The following is a 19,867-nucleotide window of genomic DNA, read 5'->3' as shown; positions in this document are numbered from 1 at the left end:
AGAGATGGGAACGCCAGATCGCGACTGCATACGAAGACCTTACGCATGAAGAGAAGTCGGCTGACAGGGAGCAAGTTATGAAGTATCTGCCCACGATAAAGAAAGCGATCCTAAACGGAGCTGGTGGGACTCAGGGTAGTGGCCCTGCGCCGGTACAGGCGCAGAAACTGCCTAACTCCGGAACTTTTTGAGGCTCTGGTGCGCCGGAGGGTTGCAGCAGGCAAATGGTGGCCATCGACGGACAGCGCGACCGCCAAGCGTTCCTATCGAATAAAGCCGGCAGGCCAAAGACCAAAGCAGCCGCCAGCAACGTCGACGCTCCACTGACCGAATGAGGTCGGCCGGCATCACTGCGCAGCCGATGGTGTGCGCAGGTTGATCGCCCTGTATTGCCTCTGGTTGCCGTAACGCGGCCCATTCTTCTCGAGGGTGGCACAAAGCCGGCCTTCGCCACAGGGGGCCACGTCCGCACGCGACACGCGGTCCAGGTAATCGATGGACGCTCGAAGCTGTGCGAGTTCGGTTCGCTTTTCGTTGATGATGCCCACCGAGTAGGCCACAGCCCCCAGGCCAAGGACACCCGCTACGAGCATCGTGGCGGATGCAATGCCCATGCGGCGTGTGATCCGTGTTTCCAGGGACTGCTGGGCATGCGCGTAACGCCGAGTGGCTTGCTGCAGCGTCTCGTCCGCATGGGCCATCTCTTTGTTGAACCGCTTGGCGGCCGGTTCCAGCGTCTGCGTCAACGCCTGATTGGTCAGCTGCGTCAAGCGCGGCAACGCATTCTCCAGCACTCGATTGACCTTGGCATCGGCGCTGCTGGCCGCGTGTTGGACTACCTGAATTTGCTCGGCAACCACCTCGCGCAACCGTTGTTCGCGCTGCTGCATGGATGCCACCAACGTCGTCAGCACTTTGACCGTCTCTTGCAACGAGGTGTTCGATGCATTCAACGTGGCCATCATTTCCGCCATTGCGGCGGCGTCTTGCCTGTCCATGAGGTTTCCTGAGCTCGGCTGGTCACGGAAGAGATTTTGACTAACCGCCGCCCCCTCCACCACCACCTCCTCCTCCTCCTCCCCCGCCGCCACCGCCGTCTCCACCTCCACCGCCGTCCCCTTGGGGACCGCTCTGCATCGGTCCCTTGGCAAACTCCGGCAAGGTCATCACCATCACCGGCCCGCGGCTGGTGTTGATCTCCGCTGAGACATCCATCCCCAGCGCCTGGCGTGTGGCGGCGAGCTCCTGGGCCTCCTGCTGGGCCTGCGCCTCAAGGAACTCGTTGCCTCTTTTGATGAGCGCCTGCGTCGCTGCGCTGTTGGCCACCCGGTTCAGGGCCTGCTCGATCGCCAACTCGTTCTTGCTGTCGAGCGCGTAGAGCACTTCGTCAACGTCCGGGTCGCCCGTGATGGATTTCCGCGCCACCTGCGAAGAATCGTCTGGCGCATCCCTTCCCCCTGGACCGACGAAGCCCTGAGCCTGAGGCGGGAAGACATTGGTTTGCTCAGCCGTTTCGCTAGGAGAGCGGCGATCCAGTTGGTGCGCACTGAATGCATCGATGCTGCCACCCTCTTGGTCTAGCGCCCTCTTTTGAGCGAAGGGATAAGGTTCTCCACGATCGCGATACGCCTTCCATTCCTGGTGGAAGCGTTCGTCTTCTCGATCAGCCCGCTCAATCTCCTGTTGCAGCTGGCGCAGCGAGCGCATGGTCTCTTCCAGGAATAGAGCACCGCCCGGGTCTGCTGCGCTGCGGTCCTGCGCTGGGGTCGATTGAGTGCGATGGTTTTCTGCGTCTGCTGCCCCGACGGAGGAGCGACTCACGGCACTGGCTTCTGGGGACTGCTCGTGTGCTTGCGCGAGGTGTTGAGGTGGCAGCAACGGCGCACCATGAGCAGCGATCAAGGTGTCTGGAGGACGGAGCTGCTCTGCCTTGGTCTCTTGCTCAGGAGTTGAAAGCGCCCTGGCCTGTGGTGCCATCAATGGGTCTGCTGTCGCAGGCGTTGTTGGGGCCATGACGCGAACCGGCTCTGTCTCTTGCTCACGTGCCGCGTCTTGGTGGCGGATCGGCGTTTGCTCCATCTCCGCCTGCTGCGTTTGCACCTGGCGATACAGCGCCGGGGTCACCGCATCGGCCTGCGCGCTTTGCAAAGGTGGGTTGCCCGATTCCCGGTCCTCGGAGGGAGGCACCTGGATGCGCGCGGTGTCGCGGCTTTGCAACGATTGCGGTTCGAACGCGCGCTCCGCTTCTTGTGCTTGACGCAGCTGCGCATCACCTGGACCAGGGGTTTGCTTCAGTGGGCCAGGTGGGTTGTGAGCCAGCTGTTCGCCTGTCTGTTGGTTCTGGACTTCAAACTGCTGACCCGCGTCTTTCTGCGGCAACTCGGGCCGTGGCGTTTGTTGAGACAGCGCCGCATCTGGAGCGTGCAGCTGAGCGTCCGGTTGCTGCGAGGCGTGCTGGCTGGGGGCTTGCTGCTGTGCTTGCTGAGCCTGGCGTTCTTGGACCTCAGTTCGCGTTGCTTCTTGAGCCTGGCGGTCTTTTTGCTCCCGCTGTTGGTTGTCGGCCTGGCGTTCCTGCGCCTGACGTTGCTCGACATCCCTTTCCTCACGCTCCTGCAGTTCGCGCTGCTGGCTAGCCTGTGATTGCCGCTCCTGTTGCTCGCGTTCTTCCTGTTCGCGTTGCTGCGCTGCTTGGCGTTGCCCTTCCAACACCGCCTGCGCCTGGACTGCTTGTTCGCTTTGTGACCTGTCTTCGTGCTCAGGCTGTGCCTGCTGGAGGTGCTCGCGCACTTGCGCGACGTGCTGCTCGTGCGCAACACGATCTTGCTGTTCGCGTTCTTGTCGCGCCTGCGCCGCAATAGAAGCCTGCATGCGTGCCTGGAGATCGAGCACTCGCTGCGGACTGGAAGAATCGGAGGTCGAGGTGTCGCCATCTCCCGTCGCTTCGGACGCCCGAGCAGCGGTTGCGGTTGCCGTGTCCTGTCGGTGGTCCCGCGCCTCACTCAACGCCTGCCGGATGTCTTCGCTACTCGTGATGGCCACCACACGAGTGACCCCATCGCTGCCGCGTTGAAGGTGCGCGATGGGGCTGTCATACCCGTATTGCCCCAACTCGTTGCGTTGTAGCTGCTGCATGGTCGGCCCGGTGATGCCGTTGGCGTCCCTGGTCCGCTGTGCGGCCAGCTCCACGGCCTGTTGGGTCTGCGGGTTGACGTTTAAATAAATGCTTGCCGCCCGGTAACGATGCAGCAGTTCGTTGTGCTCCATCTGCGCAGCCGTCGGCGCGGGAAGTGCCTGGATCGCCGCCAAGGTTTCCTGGGAGCGCTCGATTGAGGGCTGCCGCAGTCGGTCGGTCAGTTCCAGCTCCATCGCCAGATTGCCGCTGGCGACGCCATCCTTGCCGGCCCACTGCCCTGACTCGTCCCGCCGGTAAAGCTGAGCGTCCGACCCCAGCACAGCGCCGGGCTTGGCCTGGGCGGCTTGCACGGCCGCAGGCACTTCGACACCGTAAGCCTGGGCACGTTGCGCGGCATGGTTTTCCACGTAAGCTGCGGCGATGGCTTCGCGCCCGGTGGCGATGTTGCTTTCGATGCGGCCCAGGGCTTCTTGGTTGAGTTGCTGTGCCCGTTCCGGGGAGGCGGTCTGGTGCTCGTAGCTGCCCCGGTCGTTGGCACCGGCCACGGCGGTTTTAACTTGGCGTTCCCATGCCTGGCTCTCGGGATTGCGATGCCAGTTCTGGTTGTCTAGTCCAAACTGGTCGCTGGCTCTTGCAGGGAGGTTGAGCGGGTCCTGCGGTGTTGGAGCCTTGCCCAGCGCCAGCTCCACTGCCTTGGCGTTGGCCATGGCACCGAGTTCCTGGGATTTTTCGTAGCTCGCAACCACGGGCTGCTCGCCGCTCGTGCGCCGGCCATCCTGGGCGAGGTCGATGGAAGCTTCGCGCTGCCAGTTGCGACCATTGAACTGCCACTCCACGCCAGCCTTGTCGGTTTGGTGGTAGATGGCGCGGTTTTCCAGCAAGTCGGCGCCTTTGTCGAACGCCTTGCTCATCAGGACCGCGTCGCCGACCACCAGCGCTGCGGGCACAAAGCCACCGCTGCTGCCCAGCGCCACTGCCGTGGACGCACCACCAGCCCAGCCGCCCGCGTTGCGCGCGATGGCGTGCTGAACCTCTGACTGCGCCGCTGTGGTGTTGCCCTGTTCCATTAGCGCGGACGCCGTGCGCGCGGTCATGACCGCATCCGTGCCGGTGGTCAGAAGCCCGCCTGCACGGGTCAGGCCCCGAGCTGAGGCCTCGCCCATCAACAGCTGCATGGCAACGTCACCGCGCTGCCCGCGCGGCACACGGAGGTTTTGTGCGGCTTCCTCTCCCAGGGTTTGCTCAACCTTGAGGATGCCCTGCTCGGACAGGACCACGCGCCCATCGTGATGGGCATTGGAAATGGCCAATGACAGTCCGTTGCGGTGGAGCACGTTGTCGCCACCCCGCGCAATGCCGCGGTCGCTGACTTGGATCTGGTTGAGCGCGGTGACAATGCGTCCTTCCGAGTTCGCAACTGCTCCCCAGGCGTGGTCAATATCCTTGAATCCCTTCAGCGTCTCGATTTGCTGGGCGTGGGAACGCTGATAAGCGGGCATATCGCGGAAAAACTCTTGAACCCTTCCGTTGGTCTGCGCAGGGGTCATGCCGACAGGCGTGTTGGTGTTCAAATCACCATTGATGAGGCCCACCTTCACGGTGTCGCGCAACTGTTCGATTTGCTTGACTACCCGGTCCATCGCCGCTGGATCGCCTTCCATTGCGGCTTGGCCAAAGCTGCCCTGTTGGATCTTGTCCAACCTTTCCAGCATGCCGTTTTGATACGCGCCCAGCGGGCCACCACTGTGCGGGGTGATGTCCATGGCGCGCGCGAACTGTGGGTCCGCCGGCAGCATCAGGCGGTTCTCAGGCGCATGAATATCGAACTTTCCCGCTCGCTGGAGGAGGTCTAGCAGCTCGCTGTTTTTCAGCGTCTGCTGTTCGATGTTGTGGTGATCTTGAAAATGCGTTCGGTAGTTCGACATGAATCCGGCTCCCTCCCTGTTGCCTCGGTCAAGCAGTTAGCGATTCACCACGTCGTAGAACCACAGCCCATCCGACTGGCCCTGGGTGCCAATACCTGCTGCTTCTACTGCGTCCTTGAACACACGGTCGCAGAAGACGCCGCCATGAAAGGGAAGCCTAAAGACGTGTGCCCCAGCGAGAACGTCACGCTTAAAAGCCAGCCGTGTGCCGCCAGCCATGTCGTAATACTTGCCATCTTCGTAATCGTCGCTGATCTCAATGGTCAGCTCTGAAGCGTCTTCGTCCAGGGCATCTACAGTGCGCACCACATCACAGAGGAAAACGCGCGGCCCCCTGGACCCGTCCGGCAATCTGTAGTCCGTGTCCGCAAAAACGAATGCGGACGGGTCTACGTGCTCCATGACCTGCCGCAGACGATCAGAGACCAGCCAGTAGCCGCTGAACCCGCCTTCCAAATCTTCGGGCAGGGATCCCTCGCTCGGGATGTAGACCAGACGCGGCGTTTCTCGCAATGTTGGAAAACCACCCTGTTTCGGCTTCAGAATCAGTCGCGGAGGAGTCAGCAATGCTTCCCGGTTTTCGAAGACCACGCCATGGCCTTTTCCGCCTCGACGAGCATCTGGCCGCAACTGGAAGAATTCACCCTCTTTTGGTTCATTGGTCATCATCGTTTCCACGCGTTGAACCCCGTCCATAGGCTTACATCCATTGAACACTATGAGCGGAGTCCAGCGCTACCGGTAGCTGTTTGGGCAGACAAAGGGGGCAAGGACCCTGACCTCCCGTCACCGCCTATGCTGTGCCCAAAGGCCTCAGCGCTTTGCCGGCTGCCACCCTGCCCGCATGGCCTCCTCAGGGCTGCAGAACATGCGCTCGCCGCGGCTCAAATCGGTGCTGGTGCGCTCGTAGTCCCGCTGCCCAGGAACATGGTAGATTTTCTTGCCTTGGCGAGAGATGTTGCCCTTGATGCGGCATCCACCCGGCATAGGTGGCGCAGCCACTGGAATCTGGCGTGCCGCCTGCTGGCGCTTGCTGCGGCGGTAGTCCTCGGGCATCTGGAAAGACCCTTGCCAGAGGTTACGCCGCTGCTGGCGCGCATTGGCTTCGTCTGCGATGAATGCCGTGGCGTATTCGCGATAGGCCACTGCCCAACCGGAACGCACCATCCAACGGTTAACGGATTGCTCTTGGACAAAGCACTCCGCGACCACCTGCCATAGCGGTCCGTGTCTTTAGGATGGCAGCGAACGGTCTTGTCCAACACGTAGCTGTCCAGCGCGGCGGCGGACCGCCGACCACAAGGCCAGGAGCGTCCGTCCTTGGTGTTGTATTGCTGGGTGCTTCCGGGGCATCAATGCCCCACAGGCGGATGCGCTGCTTCGCCACGGTGAGGGTGTCTCCGTCTGTAACGGTTGCGCGGCCGACCAGCTCTGCTGCCACGCCAGGAACCGAAGCAAAAACCAACAGCAGAACGACTAGACCTTTAAACACCCTGCACTATGCTTAACGGAAACGCTTCACCAAAAATAGTAGGCTATTGGTTACTGCTGCCTTAAATTTCTAAGCACCCGCTCTAAATCCGCTTCTTCAGGAGCCGCGAGAAGTAAGTCCTTCTCCTGAGTGCTGATCGCAAAATAAATCATGCGGCCATTAGGTGTCTTTTGGAAAAGATAAAATCCCGCGAGGGTGCGTTGGTTCGTAACCTCGTAGACACCATCATCTTCAATGATGAAGTGAATATTTTTCGGCTTCCCTTTCTCATCAACCGCCCTTGGGTGCCACACCGTCACGTTACCACTAACGGAGGTTTTGTTTCCCTTAGGACGCAGACGAAAAAACTGAGAAACAGCCTCGGATTTATTGCACTGCAAAAGGATGCCCCGCTTCCCGCCAATAGTCTCAAATGTCAGAAATCTCTTGTAATCAGGCACTTGACTTTCCTTTTTTTTACTGTATCAAGTGGAGCCTTCGCTGCTGTAGATCGCAAATGTATTGGTTAGAGGTGTTCAACCATGATGGGCTTTTTCGCCGCATCGAAAATTTGGGCGATGAACAACTGCAGCCACTGACCTGCCTATTCTTATCCACAGAACTCGCTTGGCAGTATGGGCACATGGGCGATGAGCATATCTTGGGTGGCTGCCTACTAAGAAGCAAAGAAGCGCACAACGAGCATATCTTAGCATTGGAGCTTCAAGATTCTGGGTCATCCGCCACATTGTTGAACTGACTGGACTATAGACTTTTTCGTCTGTGCTTTGATCACTCGACCGTGTCAGAACTCTCCAGATCTATCAGCGCCGCTGATGTCGAACTCTTCTACAGCGACGAAGTCGCTCACCACCCAGCCGTATGTATCACTGAGCGCATCAGCGATACCCTCTTCGCTCTCGCATTCGACCGTGGCTTCCCCCGGCAATGCTGGAAGCTTGCCGCCGGTCTGCCAGACAATCCCACGCACGCGAAACGCTTTCATTTCCTGCTCCTTGGAAGTGCATCTGCCGCAGCAGTCTAGCTTCGGCAGACCGCACAGGTGAAGGGGTGGGCTATGCCCACCCCCTTGCCGCCAGGCTGACGTGCTGCCGGCCGCCGATAACCAAGTGGTCAATGACCCGAATGTCCAGGAGGCCCAATGCTTCCTGCAGGCGCTTGGTGACTTGGCGGTCAGCTTGGCTGGGCTCCGGGTTCCCGCTCGGATGGTTGTGGAAGAGGATGACAGCGACCGCGTTGAGCTCCAGGGCAAGCTTGGCGACGACCCGAGGATGGACTTCGCAGCCGTCGATGGTGCCTGAGAACAAGTGCTCGGTAGAAATGATGAGGTGCTGATTGTCCAGGAAGACGACCCCGAAGACTTCGTGACTCAGATGTGCGCAGCGGGCAACCAAGTAATCGCCGGCTTGGTCGGGGCTGTGGATGCGGCCTTGGCGTTGAAGGCGCTGCTCCAGGATATTCGCTGCCGCGAGGAGAATCCCCTCCTCGTCCATCTGGAGTTGGTATTGAGCCTTCAGGTCTTGGGTGCGCTTCATCGGTTCTTCTCCACCAGCGCGTTGTGCGCCTCGTGGGAACCGACAGGCGAAGCGTCCGGCCCTACCGCACCCGAGAGCGAGCACCGCGCAAGCGGCGCACAGCGAAGGGCCGCAACAAAGCGCCAGCGTCGAGAAGGAGGCCTGTCCTTGCGGATAGGGGCAGCGAAGCTAGGATTCCCTTCAAGAGGCCCAGCGTTGGTGGAGACAGCACCATGCATGCCCTAAAAGGCCTACGAGCCAAACAGCATTCGGATGGGCGGGGTCAACTAATAGAAGCAGGCGATGACTGGGCTTTGCAGCCAGTGATGGGCTTCTGCGGACCTGTGCTTGCCTTACGCACGCATCGCTGCGCAGGAGAAGCACGCAGGCGTCGGGATAGACTGGTCGGCATCAATGGGCTCAGACGTGTTCGTCTATGTTTTCCAGCCCGTGCCACGACAAGATTTCCTGGGCCCGACGGCCGACGAACTGCGCGTCCTCGCTCGTCATCGCCTTGCTCTCGATGGCAGCAGCCATGTTGGCAAAGGCTTGCCAAAAATGACAGCGATCAGGACTTGAGGCCCGCAGGGCGGGCACCGCAGCATCCAGGCGTTCGAGGTGACGGCGAAGCTCGGCTCTGTCCATGGGGCTGAGTATCGGCAGTGCGGTCGCACCGCTTGAGACGCCGCGGCCAACGCAGGGCAGCTAGCCCCCTTCACGTGCCGAGATGGCGCTGCTCAAGCGCCCCGTAGGGTGAGCGACCATTGGGTCCCACGTCCGGCAAGGTCAGATTGCGCTCTTAGCATTCGTCGCGCCATCGGTATCGCGCCCCATTGGATGCCAGAAAGTTCCGAGGCACACATATCGCTGCTTTGAATATAAATCTGATTAATTCAACCGCGTCGCGGAGGTTGAACTGCTCTGCGACAACTCAATCCACAGAGCCCGAAATGGAACATGCATTCGCCATTGATGACAGGATTTCACATGCCGGCGACATGTCAGCCTCCTCACCGTTACCATTCAAGTGCAACTCCTACAGACACTTCGACGACACATACTCACATGCCAATCAGTCAAACGAACTTTCCAGGAATCTATATTTCCACTCAGACAAGCGCTCGAGAAGAGCCATACAAGAACCAAGTTGAATCAGCGCTTGAGAAGATTGCGGCCGGCAGCTCAGGCAGCGCTCTTCTTCAAGGCTTGAGCGCTATCAGCGCTCGCAAGAATCGAAAAGTGACCATAGCGGAGATCGGCGCTGAAGCGCAGCCCAATACCAGAGCCGTACTTAGCGCGAGCGAAGTTGAAAAATATGATCCAGAGACTTTCGCCGATAACCTAGAGCTCGCCAAGGAACGAGCAAGAAAAGGAAAGGGATGCAATGCCATTATAGAATGGAGCCCGCAGAGTCATATCGAACTGAATTCAAACGGCTCCCCTCTTCGTCTTGGATCGGATCCCGAGGAGTCGTTTGTAGTTCTTGCACACGAGCTTATCCATGCTCAGCATCTATTGGCGGGCACGTCGAGAGCCTACAAGGGTGGAGATCGCTACGACGAAACATCCGAAGCCGGAAAGGAGGAACTCAGGGCCGTCGGCGTCGGAAAATACGAATATCGAAAGACCAGGCAACCGAGCGAAAACTCCATCAGGCAGGAACATGGGCTACCTGTCCGCAAAAAATATAAGCCTCACGGCATGTGAGGCCGCATATCGGTTAAGCACTTGATTAGATCGTCACACCATCTCAGAGCCACACATCCTGCCGCTTCACAAGTGCCCGGCATGCCCCGGCTGCTCAGTTGGGGATACTGCCTGGAACATTTTTATCAAGCGGCATTACTCGTCAACGCTACTCCAGTCCCAGCGCCGTCTTCCCGAGCGAAGCGCTGCGCGTGGCTAAGCTAAGCATTGGATGACCATGTGCTACGACTAGAGCACAAGCTCGCTAAGCGCGGCCTAACCGCAACTTGGCATCAACCCTTGTCGTCCGCGTCCGTTAGCCCGTGCCACGACAGGATTTCCTCTGCTCGACGGCCGTCAGGCCCAGCCTCAGACCAGATTTTTGTGGGCGTTGGCCGTCAAGTGTGACCGAGCTCTACATTCCAAAATTACGACTGAATTTAGGTTTGACGATAGGAGGTGGCGGGGGTGAACCTGCCATGGCAGGGGATTAAAAAGGGGTTCTTGATGATTAAGACGATTGTGATGGCTGGCAGCCTAGTGCTCGCAGGATATGTCGGACAAGCCACTGCGAATGACATCTACTTCTGTGATGCCTGCACACAGGCGCAACGAGGAGCGCTTGCAAATCAGCTGACTTCGGGTCTCGGTCAAGCCTACATCGGTGATCGTTCGACCGGCATTCCATACCTCTACACGGTCAATACTGTAAACGGTCCCGTCTCTGTGGCGCCGCCGGGGATTCAAGAGCGACCTGTGGCACAAGCAGATATCGACCAGTTCGCCGTTTATTCGTCTGTATATCGGAGTTACGGAAATATCGGCACTCTCAACGTGAAGATTGACTTAGCTAATGGAACTGTCACACCCAGCTCAGTCAGGAAGATGGCCACGCCTGCAGCAGACCAGTCAGCAGCATTTGCTAGTGCATTTGATGTGCGTCGGGAAGGCGCAACGCGTCAGCAGGTCATACAGTGGCTTGAAGCAAACGACTGGCAAGTGCCCAACACCGGCGAAAATTTCATCTTCTTCATTCAACAGGTTCTGTCCAACGCTTACAAATGGAGGAGCTCGGAGGATTACAGCATCCGCATTGACACAACGTTCAATGATAAAAGCAGGGCGATTTTCGCTTACGACTCTGCTAAGCGAGCCATTGTTTACGTTGAAGCCTACGATTCAGCAGGCAACCTCATTGGGACATCTAGCAGCGAGCCTATCAACGTCGATTACAGTTCTTACGAAAGCCCGGACGCGGCGTCTCGACCTGATTACCAGCGTGGGATAGACTGGCTCACGTCAAGTGGCGCAGCGACCATTTCTGGAGGCACAGTGACTGTAGGCAGCGGAACCGTCCTTGTCGGCGATGTAGTGCAAGTTAAGTAATGAGCACAGTCCATTTCAGGGAGCGCAGGCTTAGCCTGCGCTCCCGCGAAGTAACTCTTCTCCTTGGGACAGTGGCTTGCTCGGCCCTTTTTCTGGTGACTCAAAACCAATTTGGGCTACTTGGCTACGCAGTAGCGCCACTTTTGCTGTTAGCATTCTTCGTGTTGCAAGCAGATTTGGTGTGGCGTGGACACAAAACACCAGGGGCAGCCTTCGCTATCTCCGGCGCGGCTTGGCTGGCGTTCTCAGTCCTAGCCACCTACGTCTTCACTGGTCCCGGACGAACACAGGTTTTCTTGGAAACTTGGCTAAAGGCGCTTGCGGGTGCAGGATTCTTTGCCGCCCTTTTCTTTTTGTCGGTGCTGACCGCTAGAAAGCGATCAGTGAACCTGTATTGGTGTCTGGCCGGAAGCTTAGCGGTAGCAACTGCAGCCGCAGCAGTTCATCTTGATAAATCTGGAAAAATAGAAATCCAATGCGAGCGAGGCACCTGTGCTGCGGGTGCTATTGCCTTTTGGCCTGGCGCATTTCAGGCCTCAAATGGCAAAAGATCGATTTCCGTTGTCCTTCCTCAATCCAATGGCAAGGCACAGTAAGCACTTGTCAGGTCGGCCACCGTCTTCCACTGTTTAAGACACATCGTCACAAGTCAACACTACCAGCCCCCTAGCAGATGCCAGCACGACGCTGCTCAAGCGCCTGCAGGGGAAGCGGTCATTGGGGTCCACGCCCGGCAAGGTCAGATTGCGCTCCTGCCATTCGTCGGACCATCGGTGTCGCGCCCCATCGGATGTCAGAAAGTTCTGAACCAAGCAGATCGCTGCTTTTAATATAAATCAGACTAACAATAACAGGCTAACATTTAACTTAAATTCATTTTTAAAATCGAGAAATAAGGTCATTTAGTTAGCTTATTTACTGCAAACAGTACGCAATTGACTGCGATAAATCGACCTCGATTCGCTGCAAACCTTTGGCCCATAAGGCTTCTCGCCAGATAACAGATTGGCGAGTCTGGGAAGCATCCCAGCGGCTATGCCTCAACGCCTAAGGACTTCGCCGCCGCCGCAAATTTTTGTATCGCCCCCGTTGACGAATTTTGGTGGTGTCATATCCCTACTTCCATCTAAAGATGGAAGTGACCCATGACCGCTCTACCCTCCGCCGCACTCAACGATTACATCGCCTCGCCGTTCGGCCTCCTGCAGTTGGAAGGCATCCACGTCGGACGGTTTCGCATCGACCGTGCCATCATCCGAGGTCGAGAAGCCGCCATCAATCTCCAAGAGTGCATCCTCGCCGCGCTCGACGAAACCGGACGAAAGAGCGGCCTGAAGAACAGCACGCGCTACCCCGCCCAGCTGCCTATGGGCACCCCGTCGCGCCCTTTGGCCAAGGAAATCGAAGACCACCTAGAGGACATGCGTCGCCGCCAGCTTGACCCGAAGACCGTCCAGTCCACCGAGCGCACGTTGAAGCTGCTGCTTCTTACCTGCGGCAACATCTCTGCGGCTCGAGTCGACTACTACCACATCCAAGCGCTCTGGAAGCTCCTGCGCTGGGCCCCAAGGAACCTATTGTCGGATCCGCTGCTGAAGGACCTCTCCTTTGATGAAGCGATCGCGCTGGGGAAAGAGCAAGACGTGCCGCCGCTGGCGCCTGCCACCGAGGAACGCCACCGCCGATTCCTTGTTGCCTTCTTCAACCACCTGGTCAACGGGCAAGCCATCCACTTGTCACCGATGAAGTCATTCCGAAAGCCCAAGAAGGACGACACCATCGATCCCGACAAGGCGATCCGCCTGTTCGAGGACGCAGACCTGCAAGCCATTTTTGACCCCGCGACATTCATTCCTTGGGCAAAAAAACCGCAGTATTGGTGGGCACCGATGATCGGCCTATATACCGGAGCCAGGGTCAACGAAGTCTGCCAACTGAAGTTGACTGACATCATCGAGGAACGTGGCATCTGGTGCATTGCCTTCCAGAAAACGGTGGACAAGGATCTGGATGCAGACCCGAAGAAAAGGCGCCGCAGCCGGCAAAGCATGAAGGGAGCCGGCTGCATGCGCATCATCCCTATCGCCAAGCCGCTCTTGGAGGCAGGCTTCCTGGAGTTCGTGGAAGACATGAAGGAGACGGGCCACCCTCGGCTGTTCCCGCTGCTCTCTGCTGGGGTGAACCGCACCACCGGGGAAACCAACGCACGTTACAGCCAGCAGTTTGTCGTGGACTTCGGGCGCTACCTGAAGAGCTTGGGCTTCGCGAAAGGAATTGGGTTTCATGCCTTCCGCCATACCCTTGCCACCGAGCTTGATGTCAACGATGTTCCAGAGAAGGAGATTGCCCTGGTCACCGGCCACAGCACCGATCCACGGGACCGGGTCCAGGTCTTGCGCCAGCACTACCTGCATAAGAAACCGCAGGTGACGCGAAGCAAGCAAATCAGCGCGTTAGAGCTGTATCAGCCCAACGTGGAGCTGCCGCGCTACCAGCGGGGGCAGTTCGCTTCGTGCTTGGCAGATTCGAACAAGTTCTATCCTTGACCGATGTTATTCCTTTCGGAAAGTGCGTGACGAATCATGCACTTTATCGATACCCATTAATCTTCTAGAAGATCGGCAGGAACTATCTGTGGCTTTTTACGTATAGACGAGCGCCGCGAGACCTGGCGTAATCGAGCTGCAAAATATTTCTCAAAGGCAAGATGCTTTGGCACAACATTAGGCTCGATCTCATAGCGAACAAGTCTACCAACAAGTCCGCAAATCCAATCAGCACATTGCAAAGACTGATAGAGATGACTTTCTGCCTGCATAGGCGGCTCTATCAAGGTTCGCCTCTTCTCAGCACCGAACATCGACAAAGCCGCGCTGCATACGATTTCGTGCCTCATGCTCGTGGACGAACCGGCCTGCTGCATATCATCCTGCTGGTCGAGAAGGATCATGAACTGCGATTTTTGACCCCTAAACTCAGAGTCTAGGCGCTTAATCGCTTCATGCATAACAGCTTTATAAAGGCCTTTCGCATTAGAGGTATCCGGCGACTGATCCTTTTCGATACCAACATAGAAAATGAAGCCGCCATCCTGCTTAATTCTGTTAAAAATCCTATAAGTCGCAGCTCTCAACTCACGATATTTTTCGACATTGGTAAGCGTAAAAAGTGAGCCGCCCTTCTTTTCCCAGTGCGCGGGATGTTTTCCCGACTTCTGCACCTCGTAAGCGAGCAATTTATTTTTTAGAGTAAAAAAGAAAGAGGTAAAAGCACGAACTTTATCGGCGGGCAATTCTAACCCTGCCACCCCAAAAGCTGGATGAGTGCTGTACTTGGGATCATTAGGCCCAACGTATGGACCGATGTGACCGAATTCATCCAAATAGACTAGGTAATGCATCCTGCCTCCTTGTCAGAAACACGAAAGCCCAGCAGGAATCCTGCTGGGCCTCGGAAGTGGAGCGCATTTCTGCGCTTCCGGATTTGATGCTAGCTGCGTGAGCATTGCATGTCAACACCTAGACGCAACAGCATGGAAATTTGTGGTAGTCAGATACACGAAAGCCCAGCAGGAGTCCTGCTGGGCCTCGGAATTGGAGCGCATTGCTGCGCTTCCAGATCTAATGCTACAGCCATATCAACTCCTTGTCAACACCAGGCCACAGCCACTTTCAAGACGTGAAAGCTATCAGCCATCATTTTACAGACCATGAACAATCTTCTTTGCCAGCGCGGCCCTGTCCTCTACGGACAGTTCGGACAGGGCTAAAACGACTGCCGCCGTGGCGTCGTCTTCGGCGACCAGATAGGCCATCGGCACCCCCAACGTGTCGGCCAGCTTCCCCAGCCCATCCAAGTCGATGCCACTGGTCTCGTTCTCGTAGCGATTGACCCGGCTACTGGCCAACTTCTTATCGAGCCCCATCAGCACCCCCAACGCTCGCTGGCTTGGGATGCCTTGCAGTTCCCGAGCCTGTTTCAGGCGGGCAGCAAAGAGAGCTCGGGGTGAAGCCTTCGGCACGTGAACGGATGTTGAAAAGTTGGCCGGACAGCATGACTTGCTCCTCCACTGCATGGCAGACTCTTCATGAAATGTAGCACCCTCACCAACAGACGGGGATTTCATGAAGATCGCAAGGATTGCAGGCGCCGCCCTGCTCGCATTGACCGTGGCCGGCGTCGCTCAGGCCCAAGATGCAGAAGAACAGAAGCCCGGCTTTTTCCGTCAGCTCGGAAAGAGCTTGGCTGACTCAGGGAAGCAGATGGTGGGCATCAAGCCGCAGGTCGCTGGCAAGGCCAGCGGTCAGGGAAATAACTCGATCTATACGCCCATCAGCGGCGCCGGGAAGCTGCCCAACCTCTTCAAAGGCGACAACCACCAGCAGGCCCAGCTCGGGAACCTTGACTGGCCCCGAGTCGCGTTGACCTTCACCGAGTGGGGCGCCTCCCTGCCCTGCTGGACGGCGGAGGCCCGCATCTGGACCAGCCCCACGGCCTCGACCACGGAGACCTTCCGGACCTGCTTCGATGCCCCGCTGACCGAGACCGATGACTTGGGCGAGACCGCGGAGCTCAACACCTCGGCTCTGTGGAGAGGCAGGGATACCCTCAACAGCGTCCGCGTGCCTTCCAGCAAGCCCAACACGGGCGCACAGCGCTCCACGGGGCCCAACCCTCCGGCCCAGCCCTTTGTCGTCAACGTCAGCCGGCCAAGGGTTGCTGACCGCGCCGTGGACGTGTCGCTGCGCGTCGCCTGGGTCTCGGGATTCCTCCAGACCGCGGACCTGCACCCAGGCCCCTCGGGAATGCTGACGCCCTTCAAGGACACCAGGCTCTGGATCGCTGGCTTCAGGCCCGACGGGAACCGCGACAAGTAAGAGCCCGCTCGCCCTCACCTCCTCCCTTTCTACCCAGCAAAGGAACGACATGAAAAACGCATGGATTGGTCTGGTCGCGTTGACCATGGCCTTGGGCCTCACCGCCTGCGGCGGCAAGCCCTCATCTGATAATGCCAAAGAGGCGTTCGTCCGATTGCTGAAAGACAGCGGTGCCGGCCAAGTCACCGACGTTCAAAGCTTCCAGCTCTCGGGCTGCGTGAAAGCGGAAGGCGCAGACGGATACCGGTGCGACACGCGCGGCCAGGCCGTGCTCAACATCGAGGGCCGGCAGGTGCCGATTCCCGTGAGCAAGAACCTGCGCTACGCCAAGAGCGACGGCGCCTGGAGGGCCTACTCTAAATGAGCGCGCCTCCTCTGCTTGACCCGCCGGTGCACGCCCGGCGCAAGCTCATGACACCACGAGACCGATTTTTCTGGTGGTATTCGGGGACATTGCTCCTCCTGGGACCTTTTGGGTTCATTGTTGGGCCAGTGATGGCCCAACGCGGAAACCGGAAGGCGGCTCGCCTCTACCCGGCAGAGGCCCGCGTGGCCCAAGCGCGGGACAAAGGTTTCGCCTGGTGGCAGTGGTGGGCCATGACCATCCTCACCGTGATGGGCGCATTTGGGGCCTTCGCTGTCCTGAGCGGGCTGCCGATGTTTCTCTTTGTGCTTTACGCGCAACTGACTCAATCCTAAGTAATCGCCGGATCAAAGAAGGTCCCCAGCTGGGGCCTTCTCGTTTCTGATGCTTAGGCCGCCGGAGCTAAGTAGCCCCCGTCCACTACTAAAGTGGCGTCAGAGCGCCCAACGATGCTGCCCTTGGCAGAAAAAGCCCGCTGCCGTTGCATTACCCCAGAATTCAAGCTCGAACTGGTCGAGCCCGCCAAACACGGATTCAGAGCCCGGGGCCCAGCATTTGATGATGAGCTTGGCCGTAAACCCGGCGTGGTCGCCCTGCTTAGATCCTGAATACGTGTAGCCGGAGTCGCCGCCATTGGACACCCTCTCCTTTGAACACGGCGAGACCCTCGCCCACTCCCTGCATGTTCGACGAGAAACGAACATGGTAAATGCCGTCTTTCATTGCCGCACCTCCACTGGTAGGAGCATCGATTAGGCCACCTCCAAGTCTCACCAATCGCGACACTTAGGGGTGGAACTTAGAGAGGAAGCAAGTTATGCAGAAAAGGCTAACTAGACTACTATTACGTCTGACGCGTTTTCCATTATGACCAAAGGACGGCCCTGCTGAGTCAATCAATTTGACTCCCCAAATATCTGTGCTAAAAGGTGTTCCCGCTTATGAGAACACTGACGTGAAAGACAAAAAAAATACAGAAGAAACTAAGAGCTACTACGCCTTCTTGGGCGCGGCATTGTTAGGAATATTTTTCTTCGCAGCGATAGGTGCTGCAGGACTGATTGACTTAATTAAATAGCGTGCCATCCCCCCAAAGCCCAAACACAGTTAGGCCGATAGAAGCACTAGCTGCGATCATGACCCATAAAAAGTGAAGCTTCAGGCTTCGACAGGCTCCAACAAACGCCTGAGTTCCAGTCAGACCGAAAGACAGGATCGCAAGATATATTGACGGGGAGGAGCCAAGTGTTTTCGCCTGATAAACGAGATACACAGAGATTGCGCATGAAAAAGCGGAGATCACCGCAAGAACCAAGAGCACAAGATCTCGCCCAGGATGGGCTTTAATCTGGTTGTTCAGAACCAACCTCGACTTTGCTTTTGCGCGATCCCACCATGAAGGGTTCGTCATGACTCGCCCCCAGTCCTCGCCGGAGTTTTATAGGGCGTGCCAGCCCCTCCCGACCACTTTCCATCCACGCATTTTGATATTCTGATCAAAGAATCTCTTTCCAGCGCCTTTTTCTTAGCCCTTGTCACTTCGTCCGCGCTGGCACACCCGAGCTCCTGGGCAGCTTCGAGGGCAGCCACAAGAGCCTCCCAGTCAACACCCTCCATGCTGTACTTATCGAGCTGTCCGAGAACAGACTTGATCCTTACCAGCGCCGGAATCGCTGCATCGTCCTGACCGTGCTTGTTAACAGCCATGTTGAATCCTCTCGCGTTGTGGCGGTCATTGAAACGTCAATAGTTACTACTCAAGACAGTAGATATGCGGCTACATCATGCAGTGTCATATGATGAATGTCAGGACTGCCAAACCGGGGGATGTTCGGCTCAGACCATTAAGCTTTTCTCTTGGACTAAACTCCCGGCTGTAGGTCGAATGGTGCTCATCATCGAGCTCATGACCAACAATCTGCGCACGCAGTTCTGATACCACTCCCGCGCCCTGTAATTCTTGAATGAAAGTCTTACGAAGCGAGTGGAAACCGCGCTTGGCCGGCTCCCATCCCTGCCCCACTTCGGCAAGGTGGCGACTAAACGCCTTGGTGATCCAGTTCCCCTGCCCGTTAACCGCAGTGGCCTTGGCAGCCGGGAACAACCTCGTTTCACCAGCCTTGCGCTTGCCATCGACCCAACCCAGGAAGCCCATCTTGAGGAGTTCAAGATGGAGGGGCACCGTCCGAAGGCTCACTTCCGTTTTCACTTTTTGGTGCTCGCCTTCGTCTGAGATACGGACGCACGGAATGCCGTCCTCCTCGAACACGTCTCGGACCAGCAACTGGCCGACCTCTGACGCCCTCGCCCCCGTATAGAGTCCCAAGAGGGAGGCCCAGCGGGTCGACTCGGACAGCTTTGCAAGCGCCTCCGGGGCAAACAGGGCTTGGATCTGGGCCCTGTCGTAGGCTTTGAACCCCAGCTTCTTTCGGGCCCGCTTCTCACGCTGGGAATAACTGACATGACCGCTGGCCGGGTTGTCGCCACGGGGATAATACCCCGACGCCATGGCCCACTCGAAGAAGCCACCCTTGCCACCGATGTAGCTCTGCTTGTTCGTGAGCGTTGGCGTGGAAGCGCCCTTCTCGCGCATGTCTTGATACCACCGCGCCAGATCGGAGCGGGTGATGGCATGGACCTTTGCCTTCGAGCCCAAGAATGCCACCAGCGCCTCGATGGCCGTTTTTTTGATCGTGTAGGTCTTGGGCAGCGTCGAGCCCTTGAGGGTAGCAAGGAACGCGTCTCGGGCCTTTCCCAGCGTCATCGTCTCGATGGCCGGCGCAGGTGAGTGCCGAACTGGGCTGGCCAGGTGCGTAGATCCGAATGCGTTGAAGGCCGCCACCGGGAGCCGCGATGCTTGGACGGTTGCCCCAGCCCTTGCTTCCAGCTCCATCAACTGTCGATATAACTTCAGGTCTTTTGGGCTGTCGATCTGCCACTGTTCGATCACCGTCCCATCCGGTTGGCGGGTGCGGTTGAGCGTCAGTTCCTGAAGGTTCTCGGCGCTCGTCAGGCGAGCGATGAGCAGGTCAGCGTCCGTCTTGCTCAGCTTGGCCACGCGTTGATCCTTCAACTGTGCGAAGAGCCGAGCATAGCCCGCTCCAAGCACCACCGCACGCACGTGAGCCTGCGGCAAGTCCTTCGTTTGCAGGGTGCGTTTGATAAGCCGGCAGCCCATCACGGTTTGCAAATCGATGGGCACACGCTGGACGAACGACCAGCGGCCAGTGGACGACCGGCTCAAATGATGAGGGATGCGCATGCGAGTGTTTCCTCTGCATGCTTCCTGCCTTCCAATCGAACCAGATCAGATTTTTACATTTAAAATCAATGACTTGGAATCGATTGGCGGAGAGAGTGGGATTCGAACCCACGGAAGGTTTGACCCTTCGCCGGTTTTCAAGACCGGTGCCTTAAACCGCTCGGCCATCTCTCCGATGATGCTGCGCATGAACGCCGAAAGCATCGGCCATCACTTGGGCGATCCGCA

The 19,867-nt window shown here is 57.8% G+C and carries 19 protein-coding genes, 1 tRNA gene and 1 pseudogene; 8 read left to right on the top strand and 13 right to left on the bottom strand.

Annotated elements, in window-relative coordinates:
• Positions 1-347: 347 nt before the first annotated feature.
• The 8 genes and pseudogenes from BJD12_RS21725 to BJD12_RS21685 all read right to left on the bottom strand — a co-directional run bounded on the left by BJD12_RS21725 (position 348) and on the right by BJD12_RS21685 (position 8,709).
• Positions 348-998, bottom strand: a complete 651-nt coding sequence (locus BJD12_RS21725) for a hypothetical protein (RefSeq protein ID WP_012438624.1) — start codon at positions 996-998, stop codon at positions 348-350.
• A gap of 40 nt (positions 999-1,038) precedes the next feature.
• Positions 1,039-5,058 (bottom strand): hypothetical protein, encoded by a 4,020-nt coding sequence (locus tag BJD12_RS24800; protein WP_074059469.1) that lies wholly within the window; start codon positions 5,056-5,058, stop codon positions 1,039-1,041.
• A 36-nt stretch (positions 5,059-5,094) separates the two neighbouring features.
• The gene (locus BJD12_RS21715; RefSeq protein WP_005997387.1) at positions 5,095-5,754 is read right to left on the bottom strand and encodes a DUF1629 domain-containing protein; all 660 of its coding nucleotides are present in this window, start codon (positions 5,752-5,754) and stop codon (positions 5,095-5,097) included.
• 117 nt (positions 5,755-5,871) lie between these two features.
• Positions 5,872-6,550, bottom strand: a pseudogene (locus BJD12_RS24675) (thermonuclease family protein).
• 50 nt (positions 6,551-6,600) lie between these two features.
• Entirely contained in the window at positions 6,601-6,990 is a 390-nt protein-coding gene (locus tag BJD12_RS25055) for a hypothetical protein (RefSeq protein WP_005991136.1), read from the bottom strand.
• A gap of 344 nt (positions 6,991-7,334) precedes the next feature.
• Entirely contained in the window at positions 7,335-7,535 is a 201-nt protein-coding gene (locus tag BJD12_RS21695) for a hypothetical protein (protein WP_005991140.1), read from the bottom strand.
• 70 nt (positions 7,536-7,605) lie between these two features.
• Positions 7,606-8,085 carry a JAB domain-containing protein gene (locus BJD12_RS21690; RefSeq protein ID WP_005991142.1) on the bottom strand — a complete coding sequence of 160 codons (480 nt, stop codon included), beginning with the start codon at positions 8,083-8,085 and terminating at the stop codon, positions 7,606-7,608.
• Positions 8,086-8,484: 399 nt separating this feature from the next.
• A complete protein-coding gene (locus BJD12_RS21685) occupies positions 8,485-8,709 on the bottom strand; it encodes a hypothetical protein (protein WP_005997168.1) in 225 nt (74 codons plus the stop codon).
• Positions 8,710-9,129: 420 nt separating this feature from the next.
• Between BJD12_RS21685 and xopG the strand changes: the two genes are divergently transcribed.
• The 4 genes from xopG (at position 9,130) to BJD12_RS21665 (ending at position 13,682) form a co-directional block, all read left to right on the top strand.
• A complete protein-coding gene (xopG, locus tag BJD12_RS21680; protein ID WP_005997167.1) occupies positions 9,130-9,771 on the top strand; it encodes a XopG/HopH/AvrPtoH family type III secretion system effector in 642 nt (213 codons plus the stop codon).
• Positions 9,772-10,506: 735 nt separating this feature from the next.
• The gene (locus tag BJD12_RS21675; protein ID WP_029217237.1) at positions 10,507-11,136 is read left to right on the top strand and encodes a hypothetical protein; all 630 of its coding nucleotides are present in this window, start codon (positions 10,507-10,509) and stop codon (positions 11,134-11,136) included.
• Positions 11,136-11,732 (top strand): hypothetical protein, encoded by a 597-nt coding sequence (locus BJD12_RS21670; RefSeq protein WP_005997165.1) that lies wholly within the window; start codon positions 11,136-11,138, stop codon positions 11,730-11,732. Before BJD12_RS21675 ends, BJD12_RS21670 begins: the two co-directional genes overlap by 1 nt.
• 549 nt (positions 11,733-12,281) lie before the next feature.
• Positions 12,282-13,682, top strand: coding sequence for a site-specific integrase (locus BJD12_RS21665; RefSeq protein WP_058563997.1), 1,401 nt, complete (start codon positions 12,282-12,284; stop codon positions 13,680-13,682).
• A gap of 56 nt (positions 13,683-13,738) precedes the next feature.
• Here BJD12_RS21665 and BJD12_RS21660 read toward each other — a convergent pair whose 3' ends face one another.
• Together BJD12_RS21660 and BJD12_RS21655 are read right to left on the bottom strand one after the other, a co-directional pair.
• A complete protein-coding gene (locus BJD12_RS21660) occupies positions 13,739-14,536 on the bottom strand; it encodes a DUF3800 domain-containing protein (protein WP_042827861.1) in 798 nt (265 codons plus the stop codon).
• Positions 14,537-14,836: 300 nt separating this feature from the next.
• Positions 14,837-15,157: a helix-turn-helix domain-containing protein gene (locus tag BJD12_RS21655; RefSeq protein WP_074059468.1), complete on the bottom strand. Its 321-nt coding sequence runs from the start codon at positions 15,155-15,157 to the stop codon at positions 14,837-14,839.
• 103 nt (positions 15,158-15,260) lie between these two features.
• Between BJD12_RS21655 and BJD12_RS21650 the strand changes: the two genes are divergently transcribed.
• The 4 genes from BJD12_RS21650 (at position 15,261) to BJD12_RS25135 (ending at position 17,455) form a co-directional block, all read left to right on the top strand.
• Positions 15,261-16,013, top strand: coding sequence for a hypothetical protein (locus tag BJD12_RS21650; protein ID WP_005991158.1), 753 nt, complete (start codon positions 15,261-15,263; stop codon positions 16,011-16,013).
• A 49-nt stretch (positions 16,014-16,062) separates the two neighbouring features.
• Entirely contained in the window at positions 16,063-16,377 is a 315-nt protein-coding gene (locus tag BJD12_RS21645; protein WP_005991160.1) for a hypothetical protein, read from the top strand.
• Positions 16,374-16,712 (top strand): hypothetical protein, encoded by a 339-nt coding sequence (locus BJD12_RS21640; protein ID WP_005991162.1) that lies wholly within the window; start codon positions 16,374-16,376, stop codon positions 16,710-16,712. Before BJD12_RS21645 ends, BJD12_RS21640 begins: the two co-directional genes overlap by 4 nt.
• 620 nt (positions 16,713-17,332) lie before the next feature.
• Positions 17,333-17,455: a hypothetical protein gene (locus BJD12_RS25135; RefSeq protein ID WP_267475509.1), complete on the top strand. Its 123-nt coding sequence runs from the start codon at positions 17,333-17,335 to the stop codon at positions 17,453-17,455.
• A 329-nt stretch (positions 17,456-17,784) separates the two neighbouring features.
• Here BJD12_RS25135 and BJD12_RS21630 read toward each other — a convergent pair whose 3' ends face one another.
• From BJD12_RS21630 to BJD12_RS21620, 3 genes are all read right to left on the bottom strand, one after another.
• The gene (locus BJD12_RS21630; RefSeq protein WP_005991165.1) at positions 17,785-18,084 is read right to left on the bottom strand and encodes a hypothetical protein; all 300 of its coding nucleotides are present in this window, start codon (positions 18,082-18,084) and stop codon (positions 17,785-17,787) included.
• 85 nt (positions 18,085-18,169) lie between these two features.
• Complete coding sequence (locus BJD12_RS21625; protein ID WP_005991167.1) at positions 18,170-19,639, bottom strand: site-specific integrase; 1,470 nt, start codon at positions 19,637-19,639, stop codon at positions 18,170-18,172.
• 84 nt (positions 19,640-19,723) lie between these two features.
• Positions 19,724-19,813, bottom strand: a tRNA-Ser gene (locus BJD12_RS21620).
• Positions 19,814-19,867: the final 54 nt, after the last annotated feature.

Origin of the sequence: Xanthomonas vesicatoria ATCC 35937 (genome assembly GCF_001908725.1) — a bacterium.
In the GTDB taxonomy this organism is placed as follows: Bacteria; Pseudomonadota; Gammaproteobacteria; order Xanthomonadales; family Xanthomonadaceae; genus Xanthomonas; species Xanthomonas vesicatoria.
Note: the sequence above shows the minus strand (reverse complement) of the source record. Positions and strands in the feature narration are given on the sequence as shown.

Excerpts from the sequence above, each read along its gene's own strand:
- BJD12_RS21725 (WP_012438624.1), bottom strand. The coding sequence starts at position 998 with ATGGACAGGCAAGACGCCGCCGCAATGGCGGAAATGATGGCCACGTTG.
- BJD12_RS24800 (WP_074059469.1), bottom strand. The coding sequence starts at position 5,058 with ATGTCGAACTACCGAACGCATTTTCAAGATCACCACAACATCGAACAG.
- BJD12_RS21660 (WP_042827861.1), bottom strand. The coding sequence starts at position 14,536 with ATGCATTACCTAGTCTATTTGGATGAATTCGGTCACATCGGTCCATAC.
- BJD12_RS21695 (WP_005991140.1), bottom strand. The coding sequence starts at position 7,535 with ATGAAAGCGTTTCGCGTGCGTGGGATTGTCTGGCAGACCGGCGGCAAG.
- BJD12_RS21640 (WP_005991162.1), top strand. The coding sequence starts at position 16,374 with ATGAGCGCGCCTCCTCTGCTTGACCCGCCGGTGCACGCCCGGCGCAAG.
- BJD12_RS21665 (WP_058563997.1), top strand. The coding sequence starts at position 12,282 with ATGACCGCTCTACCCTCCGCCGCACTCAACGATTACATCGCCTCGCCG.
- BJD12_RS21645 (WP_005991160.1), top strand. The coding sequence starts at position 16,063 with ATGAAAAACGCATGGATTGGTCTGGTCGCGTTGACCATGGCCTTGGGC.
- BJD12_RS21625 (WP_005991167.1), bottom strand. The coding sequence starts at position 19,639 with ATGCGCATCCCTCATCATTTGAGCCGGTCGTCCACTGGCCGCTGGTCG.
- BJD12_RS21670 (WP_005997165.1), top strand. The coding sequence starts at position 11,136 with ATGAGCACAGTCCATTTCAGGGAGCGCAGGCTTAGCCTGCGCTCCCGC.
- BJD12_RS21650 (WP_005991158.1), top strand. The coding sequence starts at position 15,261 with ATGAAGATCGCAAGGATTGCAGGCGCCGCCCTGCTCGCATTGACCGTG.
- BJD12_RS21715 (WP_005997387.1), bottom strand. The coding sequence starts at position 5,754 with ATGGACGGGGTTCAACGCGTGGAAACGATGATGACCAATGAACCAAAA.
- BJD12_RS21690 (WP_005991142.1), bottom strand. The coding sequence starts at position 8,085 with ATGAAGCGCACCCAAGACCTGAAGGCTCAATACCAACTCCAGATGGAC.
- BJD12_RS21630 (WP_005991165.1), bottom strand. The coding sequence starts at position 18,084 with ATGGCTGTTAACAAGCACGGTCAGGACGATGCAGCGATTCCGGCGCTG.
- xopG (WP_005997167.1), top strand. The coding sequence starts at position 9,130 with ATGCCAATCAGTCAAACGAACTTTCCAGGAATCTATATTTCCACTCAG.
- BJD12_RS21685 (WP_005997168.1), bottom strand. The coding sequence starts at position 8,709 with ATGGACAGAGCCGAGCTTCGCCGTCACCTCGAACGCCTGGATGCTGCG.